This is a genomic window from Streptomyces sp. NPDC060366 (assembly GCF_042725135.1).
Taxonomy (GTDB): Bacteria; Actinomycetota; Actinomycetes; order Streptomycetales; family Streptomycetaceae; genus Streptomyces.
Genome location: NZ_JBHXDC010000001.1, coordinates 883,012 through 909,218, shown reverse-complemented (window position 1 = coordinate 909,218; position 26,207 = coordinate 883,012). Strand labels below are relative to the sequence as shown.

Here is a 26,207-nt window from a genome sequence, read left to right as displayed (position 1 = left end):
GTATGTACCAGGAACGTACTAACGCCCCTTGCCGACGGCGGTGTTGGGGCGCCGCCGACGGTAGGCGCGGCGCGGGACGGTCAGCGCAACCGTAGAACGATCTTGCCCCGGCTGTGCGGCCCGGCGAGCGCCGTGTACGCCTCCCGGACTTGCTCGATGGGGTACGTGGCGCTGACGGCGGCGCTGATCCGCCCCTCGGCGACCAGCTCGGCCAGCTCGGCCAGGACGTCCGCGCGGGCCGCGGACATGTTCCCGTCGCTCTTGGTGCCGAACTTCTTCGCGGCGGGGAAGTCGATGATCGTATTGATCCGTACGGGGGCGACGCCCAGCCTTATGGCGAGTTCGACGTAGCCGCCTCCGTACGCGTCGATGAACGCGTCCACGCCTTCGGGCGCCGCGGCGCGAAGCCGCTCCTCGACACCCTCAACACCCTCGACGCCCTTGCCGTACTCGATCGGCACCGCGCCGAGGGAGGCGAGCCAGTCGTGGTTGGCCTCGCCCGCGACGGCGAGAACCCGCACGCCCTGGCGGCGGAGCAGTTGTACGGCCAGGGAGCCCACCCCGCCGGCGGCGGCGCTGACCGCGACGGTCTCGCCTGGCTCGGCCCCGACCGCCAGGACGGCGGCGTACGCGGTGGTGCCCGCCACGAACAGGGAACCCGCCACGTCCCAGCCGACGGCCGCGGGCTTGGGCGTCACCTGGTCCGCAGGGACGGCGACGTAATCCGCCTGCGCCGCACGCCGGTTGGTGAACCCGATCACCTCCGTGCCGATGGGAGGGGCGGACACGGCGCTGCCCACGGCGACGACGTGACCCGCGAGGTCACTGCCCTGGCCGGAGGGGAAAGTGGCCGGCCAGACGGCGTGCGCGAGCCCCTCGCGTACCCCGATCTCGCCGGGGTTGAGTCCAGCGGCGACCACTTCGACGACGACCTCGTCGGCGGCCGGGGCGGGTGTGGCGACGTCGGCGACGTACAGGACGTCGACCGGGCCGTAGCGGTCGTAGCGGACGGCTCTGGGCATGCGAGTACTCCTTCGGGATGGTCGGGATGGCCGGGATGGATGGGTCGTGCGGGCGGGACGGACGGCGGGGCAGGCGGACGGCGCTACTCTCCGGACACGCTTCAGCGGCCGATGGCGTCGAGTTCGGCGACCGCGTCGGCCGGCAGACGCAGCTCGGCCGCGGCGATGTTCTCCCGCAGGTGGCCGACCGAGGAGGTGCCCGGGATCAGGACGGTGGTGGGCGAGCGCTGGAGCAGCCAGGCGAGCGCGACCTGCTGCGGTGAGGCGTCCAGGCGCGCGGCGACCGACGTCAGGGTCTCTGACTGCAACGGGCTGAAACCGCCGAGAGGAAAGAACGCGGCGAAGGCGATGTTCTCGGCCGCGCAGCGGTCCACCAGGGCGTCGTCCGCCCGGTTGGCGAGGTTGTAGAGGTTCTGGACGGTGACGACGGGCGCGATCGACTGCGCCTCGGAGAGCTGGGCGTCGGAGACACCGCTGAGGCCGAGGTGGCGGATCAGGCCCTGCTCTCGCAGCTCGGCCAGGGCGCCGAACTGCTCGGCGACGGACGCGCCGGAGGCGCCTTCGGCGGTGTCCATGCGCAGGTTGACCACATCAAGGACGTCCAGGCCCAGGTGGCGCAGATTCTCCTGGACCTGGACCTTCAGGTCGGCGGGCTCCAGCGACGAGATCCAGCCGCCGTCGTCGCTGCGACGGCCGCCGACCTTGCTGACGATGCGCAGGCCGGCCGGGTAGGGGTGCAGGGCTTCCCTGATCAGCTCGTTGACGACGGTGGGGCCGTAGTAGTCGCTGGTGTCGATGTGCGTGACCCCGAGCCCGACCGCCTCGCGCAGTACGGCGAGGGCCTGGGCGCGGTCCTTCGGCGGCCCGAAGACACCGGGGCCCGCCAGTTGCATGGCTCCGTAGCCCATCCGGCTGATCGTGAGGCCCTCCGCCGGGGTGAGGGTTCCGCCGGGAATGGTCGTGGTCATGTCGCGCCTTTCTTCATCTCTCTCGTCTGCCGGGCAGCTCATCTCGGGAATACAAGATGATTTGCCCATTTCTCTGGTTTCCTCCCATGTGACGCTCTCGGCGGTACTTCCGGCGAGGTGGGTCGACGCCCGCCGGATGCGGCACCCCGAGGCCGACAGCCTCGGTCTCTACCGCGACAGAGCTCCAGTAGCCGTACCGGTGGACGTCGGCCGGTCCGTCACGATCGGCGGCCGAAGAATTCGACCTCGGCCACGGCTATACGGCGGTCCTTCCCGGTCCCGTACGCCGAGTTGACGGTGAACCTGGCCCGTACGGTCTCCGAGCCCCGCAGGTCGAAGGTCTGCTCGCCCGCCTGGTCCCGCAGCCGGATCGTACGGGTGGTCAGCTCGCCGTCCCGCGAGGTCAGCAGCACGGTGACACCGGCAGGGCGGGCCTGCGTGAGGAATTCGTCCTTGCGTGCGGATGTCCCCGAGAACACGATCAGCTTCGTCAGCCGCACGGGCTGCGCGAAGTCGCACTCGAGGAACTCCCCGATACCGTCCCCGGTCTCCTTCGGCGCCCAGTAACGGTTGTTGAACCCGTCGACGGCCGCGCCCGCCGGATGGCCCTCCGCGGCGCCCGAGGCGCGGCACTCGGTGGGCGGTACGGACTCGGGCTTCCCCGTCTCCTCCTTCGCGACGCCGAACAGACCCGACAGATGGGGGAGCGCGAACCAGATGCCCACCGCCAGCAGGATCAGCACGATCGGCAGACCGATCCGGGGCCGCCGCCATCCTCGTCGTGGCCGTGTCCCGGCCACGGGGGACTGCCGGGGGCCGCGGCTGAGGATCCGGCGCCACCAGGGCGGGCGGATCGCGGGCGGCGGGCCCGGGTCCAGGAGGAGTGCGCAGCGTACGCAGAGCGTGCGGTCGGGGGTGTTCTCCGTACGGCAGTGGGGGCAGACGACCGGCGTCCCCGCGGTGGCCGGCGGTGTCGGCGGCTCCGCGACGGCCGGCCGGGCGTCCGGGTCGGGCCACGCGTCGGGGCCGGGCGCGGTCCGGTCCGCGTTCTCGCCGGGGCGTCTGGGGGCGCCGACCGTGGGGGGCAGGGGAGCGGAGTCCGGCGGTGTGGGTGGTGGTGTGGGTGGCCCGGGCGGTGCGGTGGGTGGTGCCGTGGGCGGGCCGGGCGGGCCGGGCGGTGCGGTCGGTGGCGGGGGTACGGAAGGCCGGCTCACCGGAACGGGTGGTTCCGCCACACGCGACGCCGGGGGCGGCGTCGGTGTCGGCTCAGACGCAGGCTCGGGCTCCTGCGCCGGAGCGGCCGGCCTCGTAGGAGACCCCTCGTCCGGCTCCCACGCGAGGAACGCCTCGCACGATGCGCAGAACTCCCGCCCCGGCGCGTTCCGATGCCCGCACGTCTCGCAGATCACCCCTCCGCACCTCCCGCGCCCCCACGCCTGCCCGCATCCCCGTCCTGGTCCACGTCCCGGTCCGCGGCCCCGTCCGGCGGCAGGAGTTCCAGCGTGAACCCGACGTGTGCCGGGACCTCCGTGTCGATCAGTTCCTCCAGCCGCACCCGGTCCAGCGGCCGGCCCTCGGCCGCCCTGACCCGGATCGTCACCCAGGGGACGGCACTGCCCGGCAGCGGCGTGTTCGGGCTCGTCGACCAGGCGGTGCCGCCGCTCTCGGCGATCTCCGGCTCCGTGCCCGTCTCCAGCCGCACCGCGTCGGCCAGCCCGCCCAGCGTTCCGCGCCGCGCGTGCCGGGCCACGGCTCCGCGCACGGCGGTCCTGCGGTGGTTTGTGGGGCTGTCCTCGTGCGGCTCGACCGCGACCCAACCGGCCAGCCAGTCAAGGAAGTCGTCAGGGGCGGTGCGGTGGTCCAGATACGCGGGCACGTTGTCGATCGTCAGCAGGACGGGGGCGAGGACTTCGTCCAGCGCTTCGAGGAAGCGCCGCAGGAAGTCCTGTTCCAGGTAGACGGCGGGCAGTTGGTCGATCAGGGGGTGCGGCGTGGGCAGACCGGGGACGGCGGCACGCATCGGATCAGGCTCCTCTCACCCGGAGTTGATGTTCGTAGCTGAAGACCAGCGCGTGCCGGTCCAGCGGGATCTTCGTGGTCGCGTCGGTACGTTCACCGGTGACCGGATCGGCGCGGTAGAGCCGTACGTCCTCCACCAGGTCCACGCCCGGCACGCGTTGCAGTACGGCGAACGCCTCACCCGACTGGACCGGCCGGCCGAACGGCCACCCCTGACCGGCCGGCCCTCCGGTGAGCGGGTTGAAGTACCCGTACAGCGCGGACAGCGCCGTCTCCCGCACCTTCTCGACGACGGCCCCGCGCTCGGCCTGGACCGACGCGACGACGGTGACGCCCTGGTAGAACGGCGGCCCGACCGCCAGCCGGGTACCGATGGGCCGCCGCGCGTTCAGGTGCTCGGAGATCAGGGCGAGCGTCTGCGCGGGCGGGACGAGTTCGTCGAACTCGATCCGGCCCCGCACGTCGCCGCGCCCGGCGGGCACGATGAGCAGCCGCACCCCGCCCGCGTCGCTCCCGCCCGCGCCGCCGCCACCCCTCTCCGCGCCTGCCTCGTCGTCCTCCGCATCCGCCCGGATGCAGTGCACGCGCGCCGCGTCCGGGGCGATCTCGCGCGCCAGCAGTTCGTAGTCGTGCGGGACGACCGCCCGGTGCAGCGTCCGCAGCGTCATCGGCCCACGCACCCGCGCGCTGTCGACGCTCTCGCCGTCGACCCCGCCGAGCGCGGGCCGCCGGTTCTCGACCCGTGCCACGTAAGGGATCGAGCCCCGCAGGACCCGCAGCGTGGACCGGGCGACGTTGCCGCGCAGCCCGCCGCCCGTGCGGTACGACCGCACCCGAACGGTGGCGCCCTTGACCGGGACCCGGCCGTAGTAGCGGATGCCGCCGTCCCGTTCCCGTACGGCGGGACCGAACTCGACCCGCCCGGAATTCGCGTCCAGCGTGACGTGGCGGTCCTCGGGCCCGGAGTGCGCGAAGTCGTCGACGCGGGTCCAACGGTCGGCGTCCGCCCCAGCTCCGGGACCGGTCACGTCGACCACGAACTCACCAGGCACGACGGGCGGCCGGGCCAGCCTGAACGCCTGGCCGGGCACCCCCTCGGCCTGCCCCAGCACCTCGTCGGTGACGGTCTCGGCGTGCTCGGCCGGGACGGTCGCGCCGATCGTGAACGCGGAGATCCCGCGGACCACCGGCGGCGCCACGTACGTCGGTTGGCCCGGCTCCGCCTCGATCAGTCGGCAGCGCAGCCAGCCCCCGGTCCGCCGCACCACGGTCGCCGGCGCGTGGGTCCTCGGCAGATGAAGGATCAGCTCGCCGGACCGGTTGAAGCCGCCGGTGTCGTCCTTCTCGACCTCGCAGACCGTCCAGGCACCGCCGTCCCACGCCTCCCAGAGCACCGGCGGACGCAGCGGGTCGACACCGACGCCCTCCACCGTGCAGTCCAGCCGCAGCGCGAGGACACCCGCCGCAACGGCCGCCGACAGACCCACGTACAGACAGTCGCCGACGGCGGGCGCGGCCCCGAAGCAGGGCACGTCCCGGCCGAGCGCCAGCTCCTCGGTCCGGTCCACGGCCTCGCCGCCCGACGGCCGGGTGGCGAGGTGGGCGAAGTCGCACGGCACGATCGACAGGGGTTCGGAGGTGGTGAAGACGACCGCCTCCTCCGTCTCCGTGCGGACCGTGGCGATCTCCGTCCCGGTGCGTACCACCACCGGTTCCGGCCGGGGCGCGGACAGCCGGAACGTCACATCGGTGTGCGCGGCCGTGGGCGGATGAAGCTGTACTCCGATCAGGTCGAGGAAGGTCAGATAGCTCTTCTCCGGGACCCGGTTCACCCGGTAGACGAGCTGGTCGACCATGCTCGCGAACGCCTCGATCAGCGTAACCCCGGGGTCCGACACGTTGTGGTCGGTCCACTCCGGGCAGCGTTGCTGGACCCGGCGTTTGGCCTCGTCCACCAGGCCCTGGAAGGTGCGGTCGTCCAGTCGCGGACGGGGCAGCGTCACGCGCCCGCCTCCTCTTCGTCGGCCGATTCCTCGGCGTGCTGCGGGATCACGTAGAAGGGGAAGACGAGGTTGCGCGGGTCGTTCGAGCCCCGCACCGTGTAGCCGATGTCGATGTAGAGCACCCCGTTGTCGGCCTCGTCGAACCGGACGACGACCTCGGCGACGTCGATCCGTGGCTCCCAGCGCTCCAGCGCCAGCCTTACCTCGTACGCGAGTTGCCCGGCCGTGCCCGCGTCGGCGGGAGCGAACACGTAGTCGTTGACGGCGCAGCCGAACTCCGGTCGCATCGGCCGCTCGCCCGGCGACGTCGCCAGGATCAGCCGGATCGACTCCTCCAGAGCGTGCTCGCCGCGTACGAGGGCGATGGACCCGGTCGCGTCAGTACGCGGTGGGAACGCCCAGCCCGCACCGATGAATTGCTGTCCCATACGCCCCCTCACCCCCCGATCAGTACGGTCGGGCAGCCCGACACCACCGGTGAGCCGCAGCCCGCCAGGTCCCCGGCGCGGGCGGCCGGACTGCCGCCGATCAGCACGCTCGAACTGCCGGGCGGCGCGATCACGGTCGGCGGGTGGGCGGCGGGGGAGGCGCAGTGGTGCGCGGTACCGACCGTCGCTGCGGGCTTCCCGCCGATCAGCACGGACGGCACACCGGGCGGTCCGACGGTGCCGGGGTGCCCCGTGGGGTCGCCGACCCGGGCGGCTGCGGCTGCTGCCGACATACGGTCCACTCCTGTCCGTTGTTCGTGCGTCTGTTCCTGATTCTTCGGAGCTGATGAAGCGTCAGTTCAGCTTGATCATGGGGGCGTTGACCGACACCGAGCCTCCGCTCTTGATGTCCGTACGCCGCGTGCCGTCGACCGTGACCTGGCCGCCGCGCACCTCCACCGAACCGCCGCTGGAGAGCGCGACCTTGCCGTTCCCGCCGTCCACGGCGACACCGCTCCGAGACGTCAACGTGACGCTGTCACCCGCGAGTTCGAGTGCTCCGCTCCCGGCGTCCAGCGCGACTCCGCCGGCCGCCCTGATGGAGACCCGCTCCTTGGCCTCGATCGTCACGCTGCCGTCGCTGTTGATGACGACGGCGGTGCCCTTGCGGTCCAGATCGATGGTGAGCTTGCCGTCGCCCGTGCGGAGCCGTACGCCTTGCGGGCCGTTCGCCGCGTCCAGCAGCTCCAGTTGGTTTCCGCTCCTGGACGCGAAGGCGCGGCGGTTCACGGCGCCGCTGGTCGGGTCGACCAGTTCACCGCCGGTCCCGCCGCCGGTCCCGCCCGCACCGGCTCCGGCCGCGCCGGCACCGGCGGCACCACCGCTTGCGGCACCGCCCGCCGCAGGACCCGCCCCCGCGCCGCCGCTCGCGTCCCCACCGCCGCCCGGCCTGTCCTGCCCGTTGTACAGACCCGCCAAGACGTACGGCCGGTCCAGATGCCCGTGCTCGAAACCGACCAGCACCTCGTCCCCGACCTCCGGGATGAACGCCTCACCGCCGCCCGTCCCGCCGGACTGCGCCGTGCGTGCCCAGTCGCTCGCGTACTCGTCCGACAGCCACGGGAAGCGGACCTTCACCCGCCCCGACCCCTCCGGATCCTGGGTGTCCGTCACCGTCCCGCTGACCAGCCCCGCACACCGCCCACCGCCGCCCGGACCACCGGAACCGCCCGGTCCAGGGCCGCCGCCGGTCAGCCCGAACAGCGAGCGCTCCTGCTGCCCGGAGACCGTGATCCACGTCTCGTACCCGCGTACGGCGTCGAAGACATGACGCGACGACGTCACCGTGTACCGGCCCTCGAACGGCGCGCCCACCGCGTTCAGCGCCACCGCGCTGCCCGCCCGGACCGCCGGATTCCCCCGGATCACCGCCTCCAGCTCCGCGAACGAGCCCGCGATCCGCTCCGCCAGGGCCTTGGCCGCCTGGTCCACCTGCGCCTGCGCGCCGTACGCCGCGTCGGTCACGACGAAACGCGCCTCGCCGAAGGGCGCGGACACCTCCGCCGCCGTCACCCCCAGCTCCAGCGTCGACGAGGTCCCCGCCGGAGCCTTGCCCACCAGCGGCTGCTTGGCCTGTACGTCCCAGCCGCGCACCTCCACCTCGGAGACCTGCTCGGCGGCGGACACCCCGGCCCGGCAGCGGAGCAGATTGCCGCCCAGCTCCAGAACGAGCGGATTGCGGTCGGCCCGCGCCGACCCGTCCGGTGCCGAACTCGCCTCGGCGGGCCGGGTGATGTGCAGCTGCCCGTCGCGTACATACGCCTGGGCACCGGCCTCTTCGGCGAGCCCGCGCACGAACTCCCAGTCGGTGACGTTGGGTTGGGCGATGTGTTCCAGTACGGGCCCGGCGATGTCCACGGTGCCGGGCTTCAGCCCCGCGCGCTGGGCGACCTGGCCGCAGATGTCGGCGAGGGTCATGTTCTGGTAGCTGACCACCCGCCGCCCCCGGAACAGCCGGTGCGATTCGTCCAGACCCCGTACGACGGTGAACGTGCCCGTCTCGTCCAGCTCGACCTCCAGCGCCGTGACCACGCCGTCGAGCAGCGGTTTCGGGGCGGTGTCGCCACCCGCGCGGGCCAGCAGTCGCGCCTCGCTGCCGATCTTCAGCCCGGTCTGCTCCAACAGCACCCGGTCGGGGTCCCGGAACCGCAGCAGGAACAGGTCCGGCAGCGTACGGCTGTCGTCCACGTACCCCTCGACCAGGGTGTTCACGAACTTCGCCGGCAGCGCCGTGCCGCCGAACTCGACCACCAGCGCGCTGGCGACGCCCTGTTGGGTCATCGGCCCCGCCTCCCGGCGACGCCGGTCACGGCCACGTCGTACCCGCCCGGGTCCCGTTCCGCGCCGTCCTGGAGCCGACTCAGCTCGTCCAGCGCCGGCAGCAGGAGCTGCGTGCCCGGGGCGAGGCGCATCGGGTCGTCGATGTCGTTCGCCTCGGCTATCACCCGCCAGGCACCGGCGTCGCCGTACTCCCGGTGGGCCAGCGACGGCAGCGAGTCCCCGGCGGCGACCCGGTGCACACGCCGCGCGGTCAGCGCGCCCGAGGTCGGGTTCTGCCCCGGCGTCTCCCCGCTGATCTCCTCCATCGTGACCTGGCAGACCGCCCGGATCGGCACCCCGGAGGTGGTGAACAGGGTGTATTTCGCGGCGACTTGGCTGACATAACCGGGGAACCCCGTGAGCCCGCCCCAGTGGAAGACCACCCACGGCGGCGAGGACCGCTGCTGCTGCCGCGTCTCGTTCGTCGGCACACAGCACGCGAACAACTGCTCCACCGAGTTCACCACGCGGGTGTCCTGGGTGTCGCTCGCGTCGAAGAACATCTCGACGGTCAACTTGCTGGGCTGCGACCCCTGATACTCCGGCGGGCCGGAACTCTTCGCCCCCTTGGCCGGAGTCCGCTTCCACGACGCCGCCTTGGTGAGGCTCAACTCCTTCGGATTGAACTGGAAGTCGATCCGGCCGCACGGTCCGCCGGGCGTCAGACCCCCGCCGGTGGGCGGCGTCCGCAGCTCCAGATAGGCGTGCTCCAGCTTGGGCCGGGCCGATCCGCCCTTCGAGGCCGAGGCCACCCCGGACGTACCGGCGGCGCTGAAGGCGATGGGTCCCGCCGCGCTCATGGCGCTCAGCCCTCCATCACATAGCCGTGATGGGCGATCTCGATCGTCTCCATCGCGACCTTCGGCGACTCGGGCGTGAACGAAGGCCCCGTCCAGCGCACCGGTACGACCTCCAACAGCCCCCACTGGGCGACCTTCCGCCCGTCACCGGTCCGCGCCTCGATGTGCGCCGTCTTACGGCTGAAGCCGGTCGTCATCGTGGCGAACCAGCGCGCCACCTTCTCCGTCTCGCTGGTGAGCGGCCGGGACAGCTTCACGTTGGAGTACTTCAGCCGGGTCGGCAGCTGCCACACATGCCCGTTGTTGCCGCCCTCTTCCCGCGTTTCGAGGACGACTTCGCACCCCAGACCGTCACATGTGTTGAACGACCCGAGTTCGATGTCGTCGATCGTCACGACGAAGCAGACGCTGACGGCGGGATCGCTGTCCTGGGCGGTGGCCATGACACGTACCTCTCGGTGGCGGGACGTCCAGCAGTGGCGGGTTCATCGGTCAGTGACGGGTGTTGATCAGGAATCCGGCGCGTTCGCGTTCCAGACGGAGGTCGGCCTTGAACAGCCGGCTGAGCGGCGCGTACAGAGCGCGGACCAGTTCGTCGGTCACCACGGGCGCGCCTGCCTTCCCGGGCACGGCACCGGTGGCGGGCGGGGGAGCGTCGCCCTCGCCGGCGGGCTCCGGTTCGCCGGCCGGTTCGCCGGTCGGTACGGGATCGGGGACGGGGTCCGGGCCGGAGGCGGGGTCGGGCGGTGGTGGGTCCTCGGTGAGCTCGGCGTCGCGCTGGACGACCGGCCGCGACGTGCCGGAGGGAGGCTCGGCGGCTGAACCGAAGACGACGCTCCCGTCGGGCATCCGCTGCGCCACCCCGGCGGCCACGGCGAAGGCACCGGCCGTGGGAAGCCTGACGCCACCGTCGTTACGGGGCAGGGAGCCCGGTACGGGCGGCCCGCCGCCGCGTGTCTGCCGCTGAACTGGGACGGCGGCGGACACGGGTGCGGGCCGCGTCGATGCGAGGGGCACAACTGCCGAGCGCTGTACGGGTACTGGCAGGAGAGCCGGCGAGTAGTGCGGTGACGGTGGCAGGTCGGGACGGGCAGGTACGTCCGGCCCGGACGTGGTCGTCCACCGCACGGGCACGGGCACGGGTACGGTCACGGTCGGCGAAGGCCCGGCATCATCTTCCACGTAACGCTGGACGGCCGCAGGACCGCCGCCCGACGTTGCCTCAACCCCTGCCGTACGGAGGGTCAGTGGCCGGTCACCGAGCAGGGGGACGGTGGGCGTGACGGCGTGCGCAGGCGCAGGGGGCGTTATGGGCGTCGGCTTTGAGGCAGCAACAGACATCTGAAGAGGGGCACTTGGGAACGTAGCCTCGTCCCCACTCTCCGTTTCCTCGGACGCGGCACCCACCAACGGAACATCGCCGAGTAGCGGAGCGACGACGGGCGGACTTACCGGATCTGCCGGTGTCTCCGGAGCGCCCTTCCCCGGTACGGAGGCGGCGGCGTGTCGTTGAGCTGTCGGCGGTAACCCTGGCAGCGGCGCGCCGAGTCCGGGTGCTCGCCGGGGGCGCGGGTCGGCGGCGGGTTCGGGCTCGCGCTCGGCCGCACGCTGTACGGCCGGCTCCTGGGGCGGCGTCGAAATGGGCAAGTGGGCCTGCTCACCGACAAGTTGCCGCACCGGCAGATCGGCGAGGGCAGACGTACCGGCGGACGTCATGGAGGCGACCGCGCGCTGTACGGGCACGGGCACGGACGCGGGCATGGGCACGGGTACTTCGGCGGAACTCACCACGACCGAAGGCACTCTGACGCCCGCATCGGCGGGCTTTCCCTCCGGTGCCGTCGCCCTTCGCATCGACATCTCGACCGACCGCTGGGCCGACGGCACGGGGTGCGCGGGAGTGGGAGCGGTGATTCCGTGAACCACTCCCGTGGGCGCGTCAGGGCTGACCAGATGCCCCAGCGGCGTACCGAGCGCGGTGTCCTGCCGGGTGGACAGCGCCCCCTGGAACCCGGCGGGGTCGATGACGAGATCCTGCCCGAGCACGGTGCGCTGCATGGGCGCCAGCCGGTGAACGTCGACCCGATCTTCCCGTTCCTGCCGCGTGCCTGACGTCACGTCAGCGCCCCGCGTCGCCGACGACGTTTGCTCCGCCGCCCCCGAACGGCCGCCGCGCAGCCAGGACATCAGCCCCATGGATCTCCCGCCCTCCCCGTGCCTTCAGTGCCCGTTGAGGCGGGCGACCTGCGCGACGAACTTCAGACGCTCCGGATGTTCCAGGTCGAGCAGGTCGTCGAGCGGCCAGTGGAAGTGATAGGCGAGGTACGCGACCTCCTCGTACAGCAGGTCGGCCGCGTACGTCACGATTCCCCCAGGCGGCCACCGGCGAGATCCACCGCGAACTCCTCCTGGCAGGACGGACAGGTGACGGCGGCGCGGGTGTGGCCCTCCGCGTTGATCCGGCGGTAGAAGTCCTGGAGGAACGCCAGGTCGGAGGCGAACAGGTCCTCGATGACGCCCGGATGGATGTCCTCGACGGTGCCGATCCTGGTCACGACCCGCGAGATCAGGACGACCGACAGATAGGCGGAGTTCTCGCGCACCCGGTCGTCCCGCAGCGGCACCAGTTCGTCCCGGGCGGTCGCGAGCCGCATCACGCCGTTACGGTGCACGGTGCCCGACTCGTCCACGTACCCGCGCGGCAGCTCGAAGTCGAACTCGGTGCGCAGCGGCTCGGGTTGATGCCCCTGCTGCGGGGCCCGCTCGGCGGCCTGGAACTGAACGGTGCGGCGCATCAGCCGAGTTCCATGCTCTCGTAGGTGATCGCCAGCTTCTCCGTCAGGACCGAGGTGTCGCCGGCCTTGAGCGTCCCGATCTCCAGCGACTTCGGCCAGGCGTTGATGAGCGTGTAGCGCTTGATGGGCAGGCCCTCGTAGTCGTACACGATGACGGCGCCGTTGCGTCGGGCGTCCGTCATGCGCCCGAACCGCGAGTCCCTGATCCAGCGTTCGAAGCTGTTGTCCTCTGTGAGCCCTCGGGTCACGGTGACCTCACCGGCCTTGGGGCGCCCGGGCAGCTTCTTGATGGCGTACTTGCCGTCGGCCGTGTTCTGCTTCAGCTCGATGACGTCCTGCTCCATCTTCAGACCGCTGACCTCGGTGATCTGTTTGATGACGACGCTGTCGAATTCGAGGCCGAAGGAATGCCCGACGGAACTGTCGAGATCGGGAAGTGGCACAACTGACTCCTTACTCCGTCTTCTCCGCTACTCCGTGGCAGGTCATTCGTCGATACCGCCTGTGCCGCCCGTCAGTTGGGCGAGCCGGAACACCACGAACTCGGCCGGTTTGACCGGTGCGACCCCGATCTCGCAGACGACCTGACCCGCGTCGATGCTCTCGGGCGGATTCGTCTCGCGGTCACACTTCACGTAGAACGCCTCGTCCGGAGTCAGCCCGAACAGCGACCCCTTTCGCCATTCGTTGACCAGGAACGCCGAGACGGTGCGCCTGACACGCGCCCACAGCGCGTCGTCGTTCGGCTCGAAGACGACCCACTGCGTGCCTGCGAGGATCGACTCCTCCAGGTAGTTGAAGAGACGCCGGACATTGACGTACCGCCAGGCCGGGTCCGACGCGAGTGTCCGCGCGCCCCACACCCGGATTCCCCGGCCGGGGAAGGCGCGGATGCAGTTCAGCCCGATCGGATTGAGCAGATCGTGCTCGCCCTTGGTGAGTTGGGTCTGGAGCGCGACCGCGCCCCGTACGACCTCGTTCGCGGGGGCCTTGTGTACCCCGCGTGTGTCGTCGTTGCGCGCCCAGACGCCGGCGATGTGCCCGCTCGGCGGTACGAGGCTCGGGCGGCCGGACGCCGGGTCGGCGACGCTGATCCACGGGTAGTAGAGCGTGGCGTACTTGGAGTCGAAGTTCGCCCGGTCCGTACGCCAACTCCTGGCCTGCTGCGCCGAGAGACCCGGCGGCGGATCCAGGATCGCCACCCGGTCGCCCATCAACTCGCAGTGGGATATCACCCCTTGCTGGACGGCGATCACCGACTCCAGGTCCAGCAGCCCGCGTTGGTAGGCGCTCATCAGGTCGGGCACGGCGATCATCGTGATGTCCTCGACCGCCTCCAGCCCGCCAAGACCCGTACGGCTGTCGGCGTCACCGACGTACACCTCCGGGGCGAGCGCACCGGCACCACCGGCTGCGGGGTCGGCGGGGGCAGCCGGCGCGAGGGTGACCGTCTGCGGCTCGGGCCGGGCGGGGGCGGCGCCGCGCCCGGGTTCGCGTACCTCGATCAGCTCCGACTTGGCGTTGACGCGGGTGGCGACGTTCTCCTTGCTGCGCTTCGTCGTCACGGAGGGGTATGTCTCCGCGACCTGCCCGTCTCGCCGCACGATGAGCTGGAAGGTGTCGGAGGGCGGGTCGTCGCCCTCGGCCGCGGTCACTTCGACGCTGATCTCGCCGGCGACACCAGGCCGGGGCTTCACGGCGTACGGCCCGACCTGCACCTCGGCGCCCGGAGCCAATTCGCCGGTCTCTCCGTCGCCGCTCGCGGAGGAGCCGTCGCCGATCCGTACGACGTAGCAGATGCCGCCGCCGTTGGAGAAGAACCCGTAGACGGAGGTGGCGAGGTACGTACCGTCGACGAAGTCGCCGAAGGTACTCACGTACTGGCTCCAGTTCGTGATCAGCGTCGGCTCGTCGAACGGCCCCTTCTGTGCGAAACCGACGAAGGCGGCTACCGAGGTGCCCACCCCTTCGATCGGCCGTGAACCGGACTCGACCTCTTCGACGTAGACGCCGGGGGACAGGTACGACGGCATAAGGGCCTCTCCTTGACGCTCTCCTCGACAGGAACCGGACCGGGGAACGCCGGTCATTCTCGCCACTGAGCCGATCTTCGGGAACGGATGTCCGGCCGCCCTGCCGTGCACCGACGAGTGCCCGATCAGGCAACGGGGTCACCCGCCCAACCGCCCGGTTCTGCCCCCGACTTGGTACGCGCACTCTGCGCGCCCCGCTTCGCCGCCGCGCACCCTGACAAGTCACGTCCGGCCGAAGGGGAGGGGCGACGGATGAAGGCGGTCCCGGAGAAGGGCGGCAGCCCCACCCGGCCCGGTCCGTCCGCCGCCGCCACCCGTGTGGACGTCTCCCGTACGAAGACGGCTCCGGCTCGTCCGGACCGCCGCGGCCTCCAACGTCTTCAGCGCGCGGCGGGGAACGCGGCGGTGTCCCGCCTCGTGGCTCAGCGTTATACGGCTCCGGTGAAGCCGTCGCCGGCCCAGGCGGCCGGATTCCGCAAGGTGAAGGCGGACGTGGCGGCGAAGAAGGCGCGCGTCGCCGCGCATCCGCCCGCGGTGGGTGAGGCGAAGGCGTCGCAGGACGCGGCGGTGGCTCCGCCGGACGACAAGGAAGCCCAGGGCAAGGCCGCGAACGCCGAGAAGATGGACGCGGCTAAGCCCGGTGAGTTCGACAAGGCGGCCTTCATCGAGGCGGTCAACAAGGCGATCGACGCGCAGGCGCCGAAGAACCTCGACGAGGCCGACAAGTTCTCCAAGTCGGGCAAGGCGGACCAGGTCAAGGCGGAGGTCGACGGGAAGGTCACGGACGGCAAGGAGTCCTCGGCCAAGGACATCGACACGGCGACCAAGGCCCCGCCCGACACCTCGGCGGCGAAGGACAAAGAGGTCACCCCGCTCAGCCCCGACCAGCCCCCCGGCAACCCCGGCGCACCCTCCGCCGCGGACGCCGTCCCGGCGAAACAACCCCCTGCCGTCACCGACTTCTCCGAGGGCCCGGTGCAGAACGACCAGGCGATGGCGGACGCGGAGGTCACCGAGGAGCAGCTGGCGAAGGGCAACGAGCCGGAGTTCAACGACGCGCTGTCCGCGAAGAAGACCTCCGAGGCGGACGCGGCGAAGGCCCCGGCGAAGGGGAAGGCGGCGGAGGACCAGCAGCTGGCCGCGGCGAAGGAGGGCGCGGCGGCGTCCGGCGCCCAGGCGATTTCGGCCCTGACGGCGACCCGTGGCGCGGCCGGGAAGCAGGTGGACGGCGGAAAAGGCGATACCAAGAGCAAGGACGAGAAGAAGCGCGCCGAGGTCACGGCGAAGCTCCAGAAGGTCTACGACGGGACGAAGAAGGACGTCGAGGAGACGCTCTCCGGCCTGGACAAGAAGGTCGACACGGCGTTCACGTCGGGCGAGAAGGCGGCGCGGGACGCGTTCACGGCGGACCACAAGCGCCGGATGAAGAAGTACAAGGACAAGCGGTACTCCGGCCTCATGGGCAAGGGCCGGTGGGTGAAGGACAAGTTCGCCGGGCTGCCGAAGGAGGCGAACAACCTCTACCAGGATGCGCGCAAGCTCTACGTCTCCCAGATGCAGACGGTGATCTCCTCTGTCGCCGACATCATCGGGGCCGAGTTGGGCCGGGCGAAGGCCCGTATCGCCAAGGGCCGGGCCGAGTTGAAGGCGGAGGTCGACAAACTTCCCGCGGATCTCAAGGCGTTCGGTGAGGAGGCGGCGAAGGACTTCGCGGGGAAGTTCGACGACCTGGAAGCGACGGTCGACGAGAAGTCCGAACAACTGGTCCAGGACCTGGCCACGAAATACACGGCTGCGCTGAACAAGATCGATGAGGAGATCAAGAAGCTCCAGGAGGCGAACAAGGGGCTGATCGACAAGGCGAAGGACGCGATCGTCGGCGCGATCAAGACCATCAACGAGCTGAAGAATCTCCTCCTGGGCATCCTCGCCAAGGCCGCCTCGGCAATCATGAAGATCATCAAGGACCCGATCGGCTTCCTGGGCAACCTGGTCAGGGCGGTCGGCGCGGGCCTGAACCTCTTCATCACGAACATCGCGGACCACCTCAAGACCGGCGTCGTGTCCTGGCTGCTCGGCACGGCGGTCAAGGCGGGCCTGGAACTCCCCGCGAGGTTCGACCTCAAGGGCATCATCCAGATCATCGGATCCCTACTGGGCCTGACCTGGGACAACATCCGCGCCCGCGTCACCCGCAAGGGCGTCCCCGACGAGGCGATGTCCAAGGTCGAATCCTCGGTCCCGGTGGCCCAGAGCCTGGCCCGCGAGGGCCCGGCCGGCGCGGTGAAGGAAATCCAGGCGGAGACGGGCGACCTGAAGGCCACGATCCTCTCCAAACTGACGACCTACCTGATCCCGACGGTCCTGATCGCGGGGATCACCTGGATCCTCTCCCTGCTCAACCCGGCGTCCGCCTTCGTCAGGGCGGTCAAGGGAATCATCGACATCGTCACGTTCATCGTGACGCAGGGCGCCCAGATCGCGGATTTCGTCAACGCGGTCCTCGACGCGGTGATCCAAATAGCGAACGGCGCCCAGGCGGGCGTCCCAAAGCTGGTCGAGGCCGCCCTCGCGGCGAGCGTCCCGCTCCTGATCGGCTTCCTCGCGGCACTGCTGGGCATCGGCGGCCTGGCGAACAAGGTCAAGTCGGTCTTCCAGTCGGTCTCCCGCCCGGTCACCCGCGCGATCGACAAGATCGTCGACTTCATTGCCAAAAAGGGCAAGGCCCTCTGGAACGGAAGAAAAGGAAAGGATGAGAAGGGTGACCATGATGCGGATCCCGGAATGAAAAACGGTTCAGTCGAAGCACTGCAAGAGGCGACCGCTCTCGTCCAACCCGGAGCAACGACTAAAAGTATTGGAAGTGCACTACCGCAGTTGCGGCGCAAGTATTCATTGAAATCACTGAAACTCATCACCGATGAAACAGGGGCAGGCAAGACCGTAGTCTACTTCAGAGCCGTGAACAGTCCCTCCAGAGAAAGTTCACCGCAGGAGCTACCAACTGATCCGAGCATTCTGAAAAAAATTGAGAACGCGATGCCCGAACATGCCCAAAAATACACAACGGCCGTGCACGATCACTGGTGGTCGAAATATGTCTCCAAAGTGCGACGTGACGACAGGCGCGATTCGACGTCTACCCTCTGGCAAAGGAGTGATATATCTGGAACCGAGGCGCGGGCGCTGGCTGTTTCGAATTCGACCGAGTTCCAGAATCCGCTGGCTGCCTACTTCAGATCCAATCCTCAGAAAGAGGCAACCACCAAGGCATTCTATGAGTACACGTTCATCAAGGAAGGGGGTGCCGGGAAGCTAAAATTTCTCAAAGAACTCGGCGAAGCCGTGCCCCAGGAATTGAAAACTACAGGGCTCCGAAATATACAGAACCCGCCGAATTTGAGCGAGGAACGCAAGAAGCGCCTGAGTGATGAACTGTCCAAAATGGGGACCGATTCGTATGATATAAAAACTTCACCCTACGGGCGATTCGAACTGCCGGGACAGGATACACCCGAGCATACTGATTTCAAGCCGGTGCCCGAGTCTATATCATTCACAGATAATGGAACAATGCGAATAACAACTTATACCACGGTTGATGGAAAAAGCTTTACCGTCACAGAAACCGATCCGCAGCGAAGCACGACGCTCGAAGTAACCGGGGCGGACTTGAGGCTCAAAACGGGTGGCGGGCCGCGCGGTGTGACGAGGGATTCACCCGGATTCATTACTGGAAGGAATCTGAATCGCGCCCACGTCATCGGGGACATGTTCGGTGGCTCCGGGTACCAAGAGGCCCGCAATCTCGTCACAACTAGCAAGGAATACAACCAGATCGAGATGAGCCGGGCGGAACGGGTGATCGCAGGGGATGTTGTCGCTTTTGCCGGAAGTCGACAGGCTGCGGGCGAGGTGTCCCTCGACCTGACAGTTACGGTCACCTTCGGTGAGCTACTGCGGGACGTCTACGGGGCAAAGATGAGAAACATGCCTGACTTTCCCAGGGGTGACGCGGAGGCGGAACGGAAACTAACGAAATTGCTGGACGATCTCTTCTCTGACCCGGTCAAGCGAGTAACCGAGACTAGCTATGCGTGGACCGTCTCATTGGACGGACGCAGGCGTAGTGAACCTGGAAGCTTCGAAATCGGCATCGATAAATGGCTCTTCATCGAACGAGAGGCAAGTAGCGGTGGAAATCAGTGAGGTAGTAGAGTTCTTAAACTCGTACTTGGATGCGGAATACGATGCCGCTGTTGCTGCACGTACAGAGGTGGACAGCGTGCTGGACGAACGCACAGCAGTCGTTGAAAGTTTCTTGCATGCAACCCCAGGTTCCGTTATGTCTCCCACAGTGAGTCGGGGTCGGGGCTGGACTGCTGACAGGCTGGCGAAATCTGCACTCACGGTGGGCCACGTCGCAAGGCGCAGCCTATTCCTGGTGGCCCGGTACAACCATCCGGAATGGCGCGCTCTGTTCGCCGGGTATGCCAGCGGACCAACTCCGCTGACCACTGGCTCCTATGGGCAGCTTCTGTATGTCACAACAATCGACGGAGCGCCAAAGATCATTTCCGAGTACTTCCCGGAGATCCTTGAGCCCGCCACACCCATGTTGTGGAGTCACGCGCAGGGAGCGGAGATCAACGGGATCGGAAATCCAAATGAGGTTCGCGCACTTACCGCCCCGACGTTCGGGGAACATCTTGATGATTGGAACGAAATCAAGGTCTCTGGCTCCTGACATACCCCGCACATGTCAGTCAGATGCCCCTTCCATCGGTCGATGTGCGGAGCTGTTGGCTATGGCTTTCTGTCGGCCGCCATGGTGTTCCTGTTCTGCGGCACGAAGATCACGTCGGACAGAGGGCTGACGGAGTCGCCGGGTCGGGTTGGTCGGCGTGTCATGTGTCGTCTCCATATGGATGTTGCGCACCCCGTGCGTTGTGGGGCTGGCGGCCTCCCTACCGGCCACCACGCGCTGTCATAGAACTTTTGTTAGAGTTGATTCGTGACAATCTCTTCCTATGCCCCCGGCGAGGGGCCCACCAAATCCGTCTCCGTGTCCGTCCACGAGGGCACCATCGAGGCCGTGCGCTCCCGCGTCGGCAAGCGTGGGATCTCCGGATACGTCGAGGCCGCCATACAGCGCCAGATCGAACGCGACGACCTTGCCGAGTTGATCGCCTCGAACGAGGAGATCCACGGCCCCCTGACCCCCGAGGACATCCACGCAGCCGAGGAAAGGCTGTTCGGTCCCACCAACAAGGGCAACGGCACCGCTGAGGCCGCAGCGTGAGCGGTACGTGGGTGCTCGACAGTGAGGCTTTGTCTCTCTATGTGCGTGCCGACAGGGGGATGACGGCGCTCCTGACCGTGGCGGCCAAGCGCGACGTGCGGGTCATGGTCAGCGCAGTCACCCTGGTGGAGGCCGACCCCAGCGGTGCTCACAAGGCACGCATGTCCTGGGCTCTTTCCCGGCTCGTCGTCGAGCCTGTGACGAAGGAGACTGCATCCCGCGCCGTTGAGATCCTCCGGGCTGCCGGCGGGCTCGCGGGCCATAAGTACGCTATCGACGCGATGGTCGCGGCCACCGCTCTCGGTGAACCAGGACCGGTAACTGTCCTCACCTCGGACACCGAGGACATGCTCATGCTGTGTGGCACGACTGTAGCCGTCGTTAAGGTCTGACCAGCCGGACCTGCTGGCGCCTATCCCTCAGCCGCATCGCCTCGCTTCGCTGTGCCGAGAAGACCACTCACCCGAACATCCAGGGCCGACACTCCAAGGTCGGCGTCGGTCGTCGTAAACCACGATCGAGCGAATGCTGCAGTGCAACCCGTCGGATGGTGGCCGAGTCCTGAATCTACCGATTGGTAGATGTGCAAGGGACTCGGCCTGGCACCGAGCGAGATGGCTGAGCGCCTGCACGTGAAGGAACATGTCTGCCACCGGACGTTGTCGCACGACCGTGGCCAAGGGTGCTCGCCGCCTATCCCTGCACCAGCCCCAGATATGGTCCGAATTCCGACGCCAGCGTCAGGCGGCCCAGTTTTTGGTACTCCCTCTGGATCGCGTGGATCAGTGTTGTCATCGTCACCGCGCCCCCCGTGTCCGCCGCCAGATACGCCGAAGTCACCGCTATCGAGCGGATGTTGCCGCCCGCCAGTTCGAAGTTGGACGCGCAGAAGTCCAGGTCCAGGTCCGTGCCGCGGGGGAGTAGTGGGCCCAGGCAGCGTTCCCAGAGTTGGAGGCGTTGGGGTGGGTCCGGGAGCGGGAAGTCGATCACCAGGTCCAGGCGGCGGGTGAAGGCGTCGTCCAGGTTGGCGCGGAGGTTGGTGGCCAGGATGGCCAGGCCGTCGAAGGACTCCATCCGCTGGAGCAGATACGCGCTCTCCACGTTCGCGTAGCGGTCGTGGGCGTCCTTCACGTCCGAGCGTTTGCCGAAGATCGCGTCCGCCTCGTCGAAGAGCAGGACGCCGTTCACGCCCGCCGCCTCAGTGAAGATGCGCTCGAGGTTCTTCTCCGTCTCGCCCACGTACTTGTCGATCACCGTCGCCAGATCGACCGTGTAGAGGTCCAGGCCCAGGTCCGCCGCGATCACCTCCGCCGACATCGTCTTGCCCGTGCCCGAGTCGCCCGCGAACAGTGCCGATACGCCTCGGCCCCTGCCGCCCCCCGGCCGCATTCCCCACTCGCCCAGTACCCGGTCACGGTGGCGCGCGCGGGCCGTGAGTTCGCGGAGTTGGGCGTGGGTGTCGGGTGGGAGGACCAGATCGTTCCAGGTCACCGCCGGTTCGATGCGGCGGGCGAGGCGGTCCAGGCCCGCCGCGTTCTGGGCGCGGGCTCCCTGGCGTACATGGTCGGGGGTGAGCGTTCCGCCGGCCAGACGGGCCGTCTGGGCGGCGGAGCGGGCGGCGCCCGTCACCTGTTCCGGGGTGAGGAGGAACGGGGCCAGCAGGTGGTCCGCGTCGATCGTGGGTGGGAGCGGGGCGGGGGCCCACTGTTTGTACGCGTCCGTCCACAGTGCCCCGCGCGCCGATGGCTCCACGCGCGGGGCGTGCAGGAGCAGCGGGGGAGAGACGGACCACGACGCGTCCCAGGGAGCCCGGCCCACCAGGATCGTCGGCACCGGGGTGGCGGTCAGGAGCCTGAGCAGGTGCGGGTGTTCGCGGGACACCGCGTCCAACGGCGCGCAGACCAGACCCGCGTTCGTGAGGCGGGCCTCGCGGACCAGGGCGCGTACCGCGTCCGCCGGTGAGGGGTCCTCCGCCAGCCGTGCCAGGTCCAGGCCCAGCACACCCAGGCCCGCCGCCGTCAGCGCCGATGCGGCCAGCGCCGTACCCGCGCCGCCCTGGTCCTCGCTGAGATAGACCAGCCGTACTCCGTCGGACAGGACCCCGGCGAGCGGCGCCGGGTCGCCGACGCCCGGTACCGCGCACCACGGGGCCAGCAGATCGGCGAGCCGTGGGTCCGGCGTGTCGTCGCCCAGCAGGTGGGCCGTGACCCTGTCCGGTACGCGTAACGCCCGGCTCAGGAACGGCCGTTCCAGGTCCTCGACCAGGAGCAGTCCGCCGGCCCGCAGCGGGGACCCGGCGGACAGCCGGGCACGGGCCTCCTGGTCCGCCGGCGTCGAACCGCACAGGCCGAGGGCCAGGCCGACGGACGGGCGGCGGCGGGTCACGTCGTCGTTCAAGTAGCCGTAGAACGCTTCGAACCGGTCGTCCAGATCCGGTACCAGCGCGATGAGCAGGATCTCGATGTCGAGTGCGGTGAGGGTGAACTCCCTTGCCAGGGACGTGAGTCGGGAGTCCGAGGGGCCTTCGAGTCGCTGTTCGTCGGGGGGCGGGAACGAACGCGCCCCCTCCTCGTCCAGCAGCCTCGCGACGTTCTCCTCCGTCAGATACAGGCCCCGGAACGCGTCGTCCGGGTCCGGGTCGGTGGCCCGCCTCGCCTCGACCGCCCGGCGGACCCGCTGTTCCACCGCGACCGCCCGCGCCAGCAGGTATCGCAGGTTCGAGGCTCTCCTCATACATCCTCCGGCGTCGTACCGCGCGTCTCCGTGATCCGCACGGCGCCGGACGACCGCCGCGGCGCCGGATCCCGGGGCGGACGGCCAGGCCGCGAGCCGTACACCGGCTGTCCCGCGCCTGTACCAGTTCCCGCGCTCCGCGCCGGTACGTCCCCGAACCGCGCCCGCAGACCCTCGTCGCCCACCGGCGGACCCGCCTCGTAGACCGGCGACGACGTCACCGGAACGCTGATCACCAGGTCCAGCGAAGGCTTCAACTCCCCACCCAGCGCGCTCCACACATCAGCGAACGAGCGGTCCTCCGGTGGCGGCAGCGCGATCGACATCGGCACCGCCGCGCCAATCTCCGCCAGGGATCCGGCCAGACGTTCCGGCGGCAGCGCCTCGTACCGCAACAGGCATGCCAACAGCGAGGACAGCAGCCGGTGTTCGTCCTCAGGGCGCTTCGTCCACGCCGTGATCAGATACGACAACTTGAAGTAGCGGGGCGGGCGACGGCGCGCGACGATCGCGCCGCGCTCGTCGTACTCGTTGTGCAGGCCCCGTTCACGGCGCCGCATGTCCTCGCGGATGTCGTAGAGATAGAGGTTGACCATCGGCGAGTTGACCTTGGCCGCCCACTCCCTCGTCGGCGCGTCGAAGACGACCGCGATCGGACCGCCTTCGAGGACCTCCGCGCGGATCAGCGCCCGCAGGACGTCGTCCACCTCATGGATCATCCGGAAACCTCGACCCTCACGACCGCCGCCCTCACGACCGGCCCGCGAAGTCCGGTGGCTGGAGGTTGCGTTGCACCACCAGGACCGGTTTCCGGAGGCGCGGAAGGTCGCGGGCGTCCGCCCGCAGCGTGCGCGGGCCGAGCGTGTCCTTGCGCAGTACCAGCATCTGCACCTCGAAGGTGCCGTCACGGCCCACCCGTATGCCGGACCTGTCCGACGTGATGCCGAGGGACCACGTGAGACGTACGGTCTCGCCCGGCGGGTAGTCCTTGCCCCGCGCCAGTACGGGCTGCCCCGGCTTGGCGACCAGCGGGGTCACGGTGAGCGAGGGTTTCAGGACGCGCAGCCGGTCCGTGTCGCGGTTGTTCGCCGTGCGGCGGTCGGGCAGTGTGCCGCGCACGGTGGCCCGTACGTCGCCGGTGATCGCCACGCGGTAGGTCGCCGTCTGTGTCACCTCGATACGGCCCCCGGCGGGGATCGTGCACGGCCGGGCGGCCGTGCAGCGGTTCAGAGCCGGCAGGGTCCGGTCACCCGCGCGGGACGGCGCCGGCCAGGCCGCAGAGAGGACCACACCCGTCGCCGCGTCCGGTCCCGCGTTGGTGACCGTGAACTCGGCGCGGGCCGGGCGGCCGATGTACGTACGGTCCGGGCTGACGTCCACCCGTACGGCGATGTCGGACGAGGGCGGTACGGGCGGCGCGGGCGGTGGTTCCAGTACCTCGAACCGCGCCGTGTCCGTGCCGGTGTTGCCCGCCGAGTCCGTGGCCGAACAGGTGACAGTCGTCGTCCCGACCGGGAAGAGCGCGCCCGACGCGGGATCGCAGGTCACGGGCAGTTCGCCGTCCTGGGCGTCCGTGGCCGTGGCCGTGTATCTGATACGCGCCCCGTCGTCGTCCTCCGCCCTCACCGTGCGGTCGTCCACGGTGACGACCGGGTCGTTGATGTCGTTCACGGTGATACTGATCCGCTGCTGGAAGTCGGGATCGGGTACGGCGGCGGGGCCGAGCGCGTCCGTTCCCGGTACCTGGGCGCCGAGTTGGAGGAACTGCACCGTGCAGGTCAGGGTGGTGCCCTGGGGGGCGTCGGCGGACACATCGACGGTCTCTGTGAACTGGGCCGTCTGGCCACTGGTGAGCCGCCTCGTCGGCGGGTCCAGGGCGACGGTGAGATGCGGGTCGCAGTCGTCGAGTTGATGACCGACGGAGGTGGGCAGATTGTCGAAGCCGGCGATGATCGCCTCGGCCGTCTCGTCCGGCTGGATGCCTTCCAGCAGGCGGCCACCGGTGGCGTTGATGATTCGTGTGGCCTGGCCGCGGGTGGTCGGCGGATCTTCGATCTGGCCGGGGAAATCCGGGTTGTTGGCGTTCCCGTTGCCGTTCAGGCCGTCCCCGCGGTCACTGTCCACCTCGACGCCGATCACCCGGACCCCCTTGTCCTGGAGGTCGGCGATCGTGTCGTCGATGGTGTGGCCGTTGCTCGGCGCGTGACTGGAGGCATCGCTGACCAGCACGACGACCGGGCTCGCGCCCTCACGGAACTCCGTCTGGCCGCCGGCGCCGTTGGCGATCTCCCACAGACCGTTGATCCAGTCCTCCGACGGGCCCATGCTGAAGTCGCCGAGGTCCGTCCCCAGCCCGTTGACACCGATCTGGACCAGGCCCATGTCGTTCGTCAGGCCCTGGAGTACGCGGAATCCCGCGTTCGGTTCGTCGACCTCCTGGTCGCCGAACGTGGCGACCGCGAAGCGCGACTCGGGCTCCGCGGCCAGGATCTTGTTGGTGATGGCGGGCAGATTGGTCCGGACGCTGTCGATCGGATCCTCCATGCTGCCCGTGCCGTCCACCAGCAGCACCACATCGGGACTCGGGGGGATCGCCGGAGTCCGCACCTGCTTTGCCACACCCGTCGAACCGCCCGGGTCGAGTGCCTCGTCCAGTGTGGCCGGCGTGACCCATGGGTCCGGCGGTACGGGGACGCGTACCGCCGCGGGTGTACCCGTCACCGGCGCCGTGTCCGCCGCCGCCGACGCGGGCGTCAGACCGGCGCCCAGCAGGAGCAGGACGAGCGCCGCCGCGCGCCGCGCGCCGCGCGGCCGGATCCGTCCGTACGGCACGGCCCGTCCAAACACCCCGGCCCGCTTGTCCGTTGACGGGTCAGCCGACCCGCCCCCCGACAGGCCCGTCCGCCGAATCCACCGCACAGCGTTCCTCCCCGTCCTCACCGTCCGGACATGCCGTCGCGGCCCCTCGCACGGTCCCGCACATTCGCCGCGCGTGCAGCGGAAGTCGAGCCACCGGCACGGGTAAGTGCGATTGCCCTTTGGGGCAACTTCGGGGCAATGCCCTGATGTCGGATGGCGTCGGACGACGTCAGATAAGACCCTGGCGCATCGCGTAGGCAACCGCGTGCGAGCGATTGCGCAATTGCAGCCGGGTCATCACGGAATGCAGAACGTTCTTGATCGTGCGCTCGGAATACGCCAACTTCGTCGCGATATCCGCTGTGTCATAACCTTCGGCGACCAGTCGCAGCACATCGACCTCTCGTGCCGCGAGCCCCGTGAAGTGCAGGCCGCGGGGGCCGAGGACCTGGCCCTGGAGCCTGCCGACCTCTTCGAGGAGACGGCCGAGCAGGTCGGAGGGCAGATGCCCCTCGCCCCGCGCCACCGTCCCGATGACCTGTACCAGATGCTCCGGCGTGGACTCGGAGCGTCTGACCACACCGGCGACGCCGCACTCCGCCGCGCTCACGAGCTTCTGCTCGTCGATGTCCGTGGTGACCAGAACCGTGCGGCAGGTGCTGGTGCGCTGGATGTGGCGCAGCGTTCGCAGGGCTTCCTCGTCGACCGTGTCCACGACGATGACCACGACCTGGGGCGAGACGTCTTCGGCGTCCCATTCCATGACGCTGACCTCGGGACGTGCTCTTAATTGGCTGGCGACCCCGGCCCTCGATATCGGATCTTGGGCTCGTAACGCGACAGTGGTGCGCTCCATGCGAATGCTC

General features: G+C 69.3%; 25 protein-coding genes. 6 read left to right on the top strand and 19 right to left on the bottom strand.

Translation table 11 applies throughout. The annotated features are described in order from the left end of the window. Positions 1-80: 80 nt before the first annotated feature. From ACFWHU_RS03845 to ACFWHU_RS03795, 11 genes are all read right to left on the bottom strand, one after another. Complete coding sequence (locus tag ACFWHU_RS03845) at positions 81-1,022, bottom strand: NADP-dependent oxidoreductase (protein ID WP_387223701.1); 942 nt, start codon at positions 1,020-1,022, stop codon at positions 81-83. Between the two features lie 101 nt (positions 1,023-1,123). Further along, complete coding sequence (locus ACFWHU_RS03840; protein ID WP_387223699.1) at positions 1,124-1,990, bottom strand: oxidoreductase; 867 nt, start codon at positions 1,988-1,990, stop codon at positions 1,124-1,126. Between the two features lie 218 nt (positions 1,991-2,208). Beyond that, positions 2,209-3,204 (bottom strand): NADase-type glycan-binding domain-containing protein, encoded by a 996-nt coding sequence (locus tag ACFWHU_RS03835; RefSeq protein ID WP_387223697.1) that lies wholly within the window; start codon positions 3,202-3,204, stop codon positions 2,209-2,211. Between the two features lie 191 nt (positions 3,205-3,395). Beyond that, the gene (locus tag ACFWHU_RS03830; protein WP_387223695.1) at positions 3,396-4,010 is read right to left on the bottom strand and encodes a phage tail protein; all 615 of its coding nucleotides are present in this window, start codon (positions 4,008-4,010) and stop codon (positions 3,396-3,398) included. Between the two features lie 4 nt (positions 4,011-4,014). Next, on the bottom strand, positions 4,015-6,012 hold the full coding sequence (locus ACFWHU_RS03825; RefSeq protein ID WP_385798065.1) for a putative baseplate assembly protein: 1,998 nt from the start codon (positions 6,010-6,012) through the stop codon (positions 4,015-4,017). Beyond that, positions 6,009-6,440, bottom strand: coding sequence for a GPW/gp25 family protein (locus ACFWHU_RS03820; RefSeq protein ID WP_387223692.1), 432 nt, complete (start codon positions 6,438-6,440; stop codon positions 6,009-6,011). The genes ACFWHU_RS03825 and ACFWHU_RS03820 overlap by 4 nt, the downstream gene beginning before the upstream one ends. Before the next feature lie 8 nt (positions 6,441-6,448). Further along, on the bottom strand, positions 6,449-6,733 hold the full coding sequence (locus ACFWHU_RS03815) for a PAAR domain-containing protein (RefSeq protein WP_387223690.1): 285 nt from the start codon (positions 6,731-6,733) through the stop codon (positions 6,449-6,451). A gap of 61 nt (positions 6,734-6,794) precedes the next feature. Then, positions 6,795-8,780 (bottom strand): VgrG-related protein, encoded by a 1,986-nt coding sequence (locus ACFWHU_RS03810; RefSeq protein WP_387223688.1) that lies wholly within the window; start codon positions 8,778-8,780, stop codon positions 6,795-6,797. Then, positions 8,777-9,619 carry a peptidase M23 gene (locus ACFWHU_RS03805; protein WP_387223686.1) on the bottom strand — a complete coding sequence of 281 codons (843 nt, stop codon included), beginning with the start codon at positions 9,617-9,619 and terminating at the stop codon, positions 8,777-8,779. The genes ACFWHU_RS03810 and ACFWHU_RS03805 overlap by 4 nt, the downstream gene beginning before the upstream one ends. Positions 9,620-9,624: 5 nt before the next feature. Next, positions 9,625-10,062, bottom strand: coding sequence for a phage tail protein (locus ACFWHU_RS03800; RefSeq protein ID WP_078074594.1), 438 nt, complete (start codon positions 10,060-10,062; stop codon positions 9,625-9,627). Positions 10,063-10,111: 49 nt separating this feature from the next. Continuing rightward, positions 10,112-10,606: a hypothetical protein gene (locus tag ACFWHU_RS03795; protein WP_387223684.1), complete on the bottom strand. Its 495-nt coding sequence runs from the start codon at positions 10,604-10,606 to the stop codon at positions 10,112-10,114. A gap of 727 nt (positions 10,607-11,333) precedes the next feature. Here ACFWHU_RS03795 and ACFWHU_RS03790 point away from each other — a divergent pair. Both ACFWHU_RS03790 and ACFWHU_RS03785 read left to right on the top strand, forming a co-directional pair. Next, positions 11,334-11,540: a hypothetical protein gene (locus ACFWHU_RS03790; protein WP_387223682.1), complete on the top strand. Its 207-nt coding sequence runs from the start codon at positions 11,334-11,336 to the stop codon at positions 11,538-11,540. Next, positions 11,537-11,731, top strand: a complete 195-nt coding sequence (locus ACFWHU_RS03785) for a hypothetical protein (protein ID WP_387223680.1) — start codon at positions 11,537-11,539, stop codon at positions 11,729-11,731. The genes ACFWHU_RS03790 and ACFWHU_RS03785 overlap by 4 nt, the downstream gene beginning before the upstream one ends. A 108-nt stretch (positions 11,732-11,839) precedes the next feature. On the opposite strand, the gene ACFWHU_RS03780 is transcribed toward ACFWHU_RS03785, so the two are convergent. Genes ACFWHU_RS03780 through ACFWHU_RS03765 form a run of 4 tightly spaced genes read right to left on the bottom strand, consistent with a single transcriptional unit; the run spans position 11,840 to position 14,447 of the window. After that, positions 11,840-11,983 (bottom strand): DUF6760 family protein, encoded by a 144-nt coding sequence (locus ACFWHU_RS03780; RefSeq protein WP_007457431.1) that lies wholly within the window; start codon positions 11,981-11,983, stop codon positions 11,840-11,842. Then, on the bottom strand, positions 11,980-12,414 hold the full coding sequence (locus ACFWHU_RS03775; protein WP_387223678.1) for a hypothetical protein: 435 nt from the start codon (positions 12,412-12,414) through the stop codon (positions 11,980-11,982). Before ACFWHU_RS03775 ends, ACFWHU_RS03780 begins: the two co-directional genes overlap by 4 nt. After that, on the bottom strand, positions 12,414-12,857 hold the full coding sequence (locus ACFWHU_RS03770; protein ID WP_147875229.1) for a phage tail protein: 444 nt from the start codon (positions 12,855-12,857) through the stop codon (positions 12,414-12,416). The genes ACFWHU_RS03775 and ACFWHU_RS03770 overlap by 1 nt, the downstream gene beginning before the upstream one ends. Positions 12,858-12,899: 42 nt before the next feature. Further along, positions 12,900-14,447, bottom strand: a complete 1,548-nt coding sequence (locus tag ACFWHU_RS03765) for a phage tail sheath family protein (RefSeq protein WP_385798050.1) — start codon at positions 14,445-14,447, stop codon at positions 12,900-12,902. A gap of 252 nt (positions 14,448-14,699) precedes the next feature. Here ACFWHU_RS03765 and ACFWHU_RS03760 point away from each other — a divergent pair, with 252 nt between their 5' ends. From ACFWHU_RS03760 to ACFWHU_RS03745, 4 genes are all read left to right on the top strand, one after another. Then, complete coding sequence (locus ACFWHU_RS03760) at positions 14,700-18,656, top strand: hypothetical protein (RefSeq protein WP_387223676.1); 3,957 nt, start codon at positions 14,700-14,702, stop codon at positions 18,654-18,656. After that, positions 18,643-19,194, top strand: coding sequence for a hypothetical protein (locus ACFWHU_RS03755; protein ID WP_387223674.1), 552 nt, complete (start codon positions 18,643-18,645; stop codon positions 19,192-19,194). The genes ACFWHU_RS03760 and ACFWHU_RS03755 overlap by 14 nt, the downstream gene beginning before the upstream one ends. A 267-nt stretch (positions 19,195-19,461) precedes the next feature. Next, entirely contained in the window at positions 19,462-19,749 is a 288-nt protein-coding gene (locus ACFWHU_RS03750; RefSeq protein ID WP_387223672.1) for a hypothetical protein, read from the top strand. Between the two features lie 59 nt (positions 19,750-19,808). Further along, a complete protein-coding gene (locus ACFWHU_RS03745; RefSeq protein ID WP_387223978.1) occupies positions 19,809-20,141 on the top strand; it encodes a type II toxin-antitoxin system VapC family toxin in 333 nt (110 codons plus the stop codon). A 301-nt stretch (positions 20,142-20,442) separates the two neighbouring features. Here the strand turns inward: ACFWHU_RS03745 and ACFWHU_RS03740 are convergent, their stop codons facing one another. The 4 genes from ACFWHU_RS03740 to ACFWHU_RS03725 all read right to left on the bottom strand — a co-directional run bounded on the left by ACFWHU_RS03740 (position 20,443) and on the right by ACFWHU_RS03725 (position 26,197). Then, positions 20,443-22,482 carry an ATP-binding protein gene (locus ACFWHU_RS03740; RefSeq protein ID WP_387223670.1) on the bottom strand — a complete coding sequence of 680 codons (2,040 nt, stop codon included), beginning with the start codon at positions 22,480-22,482 and terminating at the stop codon, positions 20,443-20,445. After that, a complete protein-coding gene (locus ACFWHU_RS03735; protein WP_387223668.1) occupies positions 22,479-23,201 on the bottom strand; it encodes a DUF4255 domain-containing protein in 723 nt (240 codons plus the stop codon). The genes ACFWHU_RS03740 and ACFWHU_RS03735 overlap by 4 nt, the downstream gene beginning before the upstream one ends. Positions 23,202-23,232: 31 nt before the next feature. Further along, positions 23,233-25,314, bottom strand: coding sequence for a VWA domain-containing protein (locus tag ACFWHU_RS03730; RefSeq protein WP_387223666.1), 2,082 nt, complete (start codon positions 25,312-25,314; stop codon positions 23,233-23,235). Positions 25,315-25,570: 256 nt separating this feature from the next. Then, complete coding sequence (locus ACFWHU_RS03725) at positions 25,571-26,197, bottom strand: response regulator transcription factor (RefSeq protein ID WP_147875222.1); 627 nt, start codon at positions 26,195-26,197, stop codon at positions 25,571-25,573. Positions 26,198-26,207: the final 10 nt, after the last annotated feature.

Bases quoted from the DNA above. Each gene is read 5' to 3' on its own strand.
- ACFWHU_RS03845 (WP_387223701.1), bottom strand. From the start codon at position 1,022: ATGCCCAGAGCCGTCCGCTACGACCGCTACGGCCCGGTCGACGTCCTG.
- ACFWHU_RS03840 (WP_387223699.1), bottom strand. From the start codon at position 1,990: ATGACCACGACCATTCCCGGCGGAACCCTCACCCCGGCGGAGGGCCTC.
- ACFWHU_RS03830 (WP_387223695.1), bottom strand. From the start codon at position 4,010: ATGCGTGCCGCCGTCCCCGGTCTGCCCACGCCGCACCCCCTGATCGAC.
- ACFWHU_RS03820 (WP_387223692.1), bottom strand. From the start codon at position 6,440: ATGGGACAGCAATTCATCGGTGCGGGCTGGGCGTTCCCACCGCGTACT.
- ACFWHU_RS03815 (WP_387223690.1), bottom strand. From the start codon at position 6,733: ATGTCGGCAGCAGCCGCAGCCGCCCGGGTCGGCGACCCCACGGGGCAC.
- ACFWHU_RS03810 (WP_387223688.1), bottom strand. From the start codon at position 8,780: ATGACCCAACAGGGCGTCGCCAGCGCGCTGGTGGTCGAGTTCGGCGGC.
- ACFWHU_RS03805 (WP_387223686.1), bottom strand. From the start codon at position 9,619: ATGAGCGCGGCGGGACCCATCGCCTTCAGCGCCGCCGGTACGTCCGGG.
- ACFWHU_RS03800 (WP_078074594.1), bottom strand. From the start codon at position 10,062: ATGGCCACCGCCCAGGACAGCGATCCCGCCGTCAGCGTCTGCTTCGTC.
- ACFWHU_RS03790 (WP_387223682.1), top strand. From the start codon at position 11,334: ATGGAGGCGACCGCGCGCTGTACGGGCACGGGCACGGACGCGGGCATG.
- ACFWHU_RS03775 (WP_387223678.1), bottom strand. From the start codon at position 12,414: ATGCGCCGCACCGTTCAGTTCCAGGCCGCCGAGCGGGCCCCGCAGCAG.
- ACFWHU_RS03765 (WP_385798050.1), bottom strand. From the start codon at position 14,447: ATGCCGTCGTACCTGTCCCCCGGCGTCTACGTCGAAGAGGTCGAGTCC.
- ACFWHU_RS03760 (WP_387223676.1), top strand. From the start codon at position 14,700: ATGAAGGCGGTCCCGGAGAAGGGCGGCAGCCCCACCCGGCCCGGTCCG.
- ACFWHU_RS03745 (WP_387223978.1), top strand. From the start codon at position 19,809: ATGACGGCGCTCCTGACCGTGGCGGCCAAGCGCGACGTGCGGGTCATG.
- ACFWHU_RS03740 (WP_387223670.1), bottom strand. From the start codon at position 22,482: ATGAGGAGAGCCTCGAACCTGCGATACCTGCTGGCGCGGGCGGTCGCG.
- ACFWHU_RS03735 (WP_387223668.1), bottom strand. From the start codon at position 23,201: ATGATCCATGAGGTGGACGACGTCCTGCGGGCGCTGATCCGCGCGGAG.
- ACFWHU_RS03725 (WP_147875222.1), bottom strand. From the start codon at position 26,197: ATGGAGCGCACCACTGTCGCGTTACGAGCCCAAGATCCGATATCGAGG.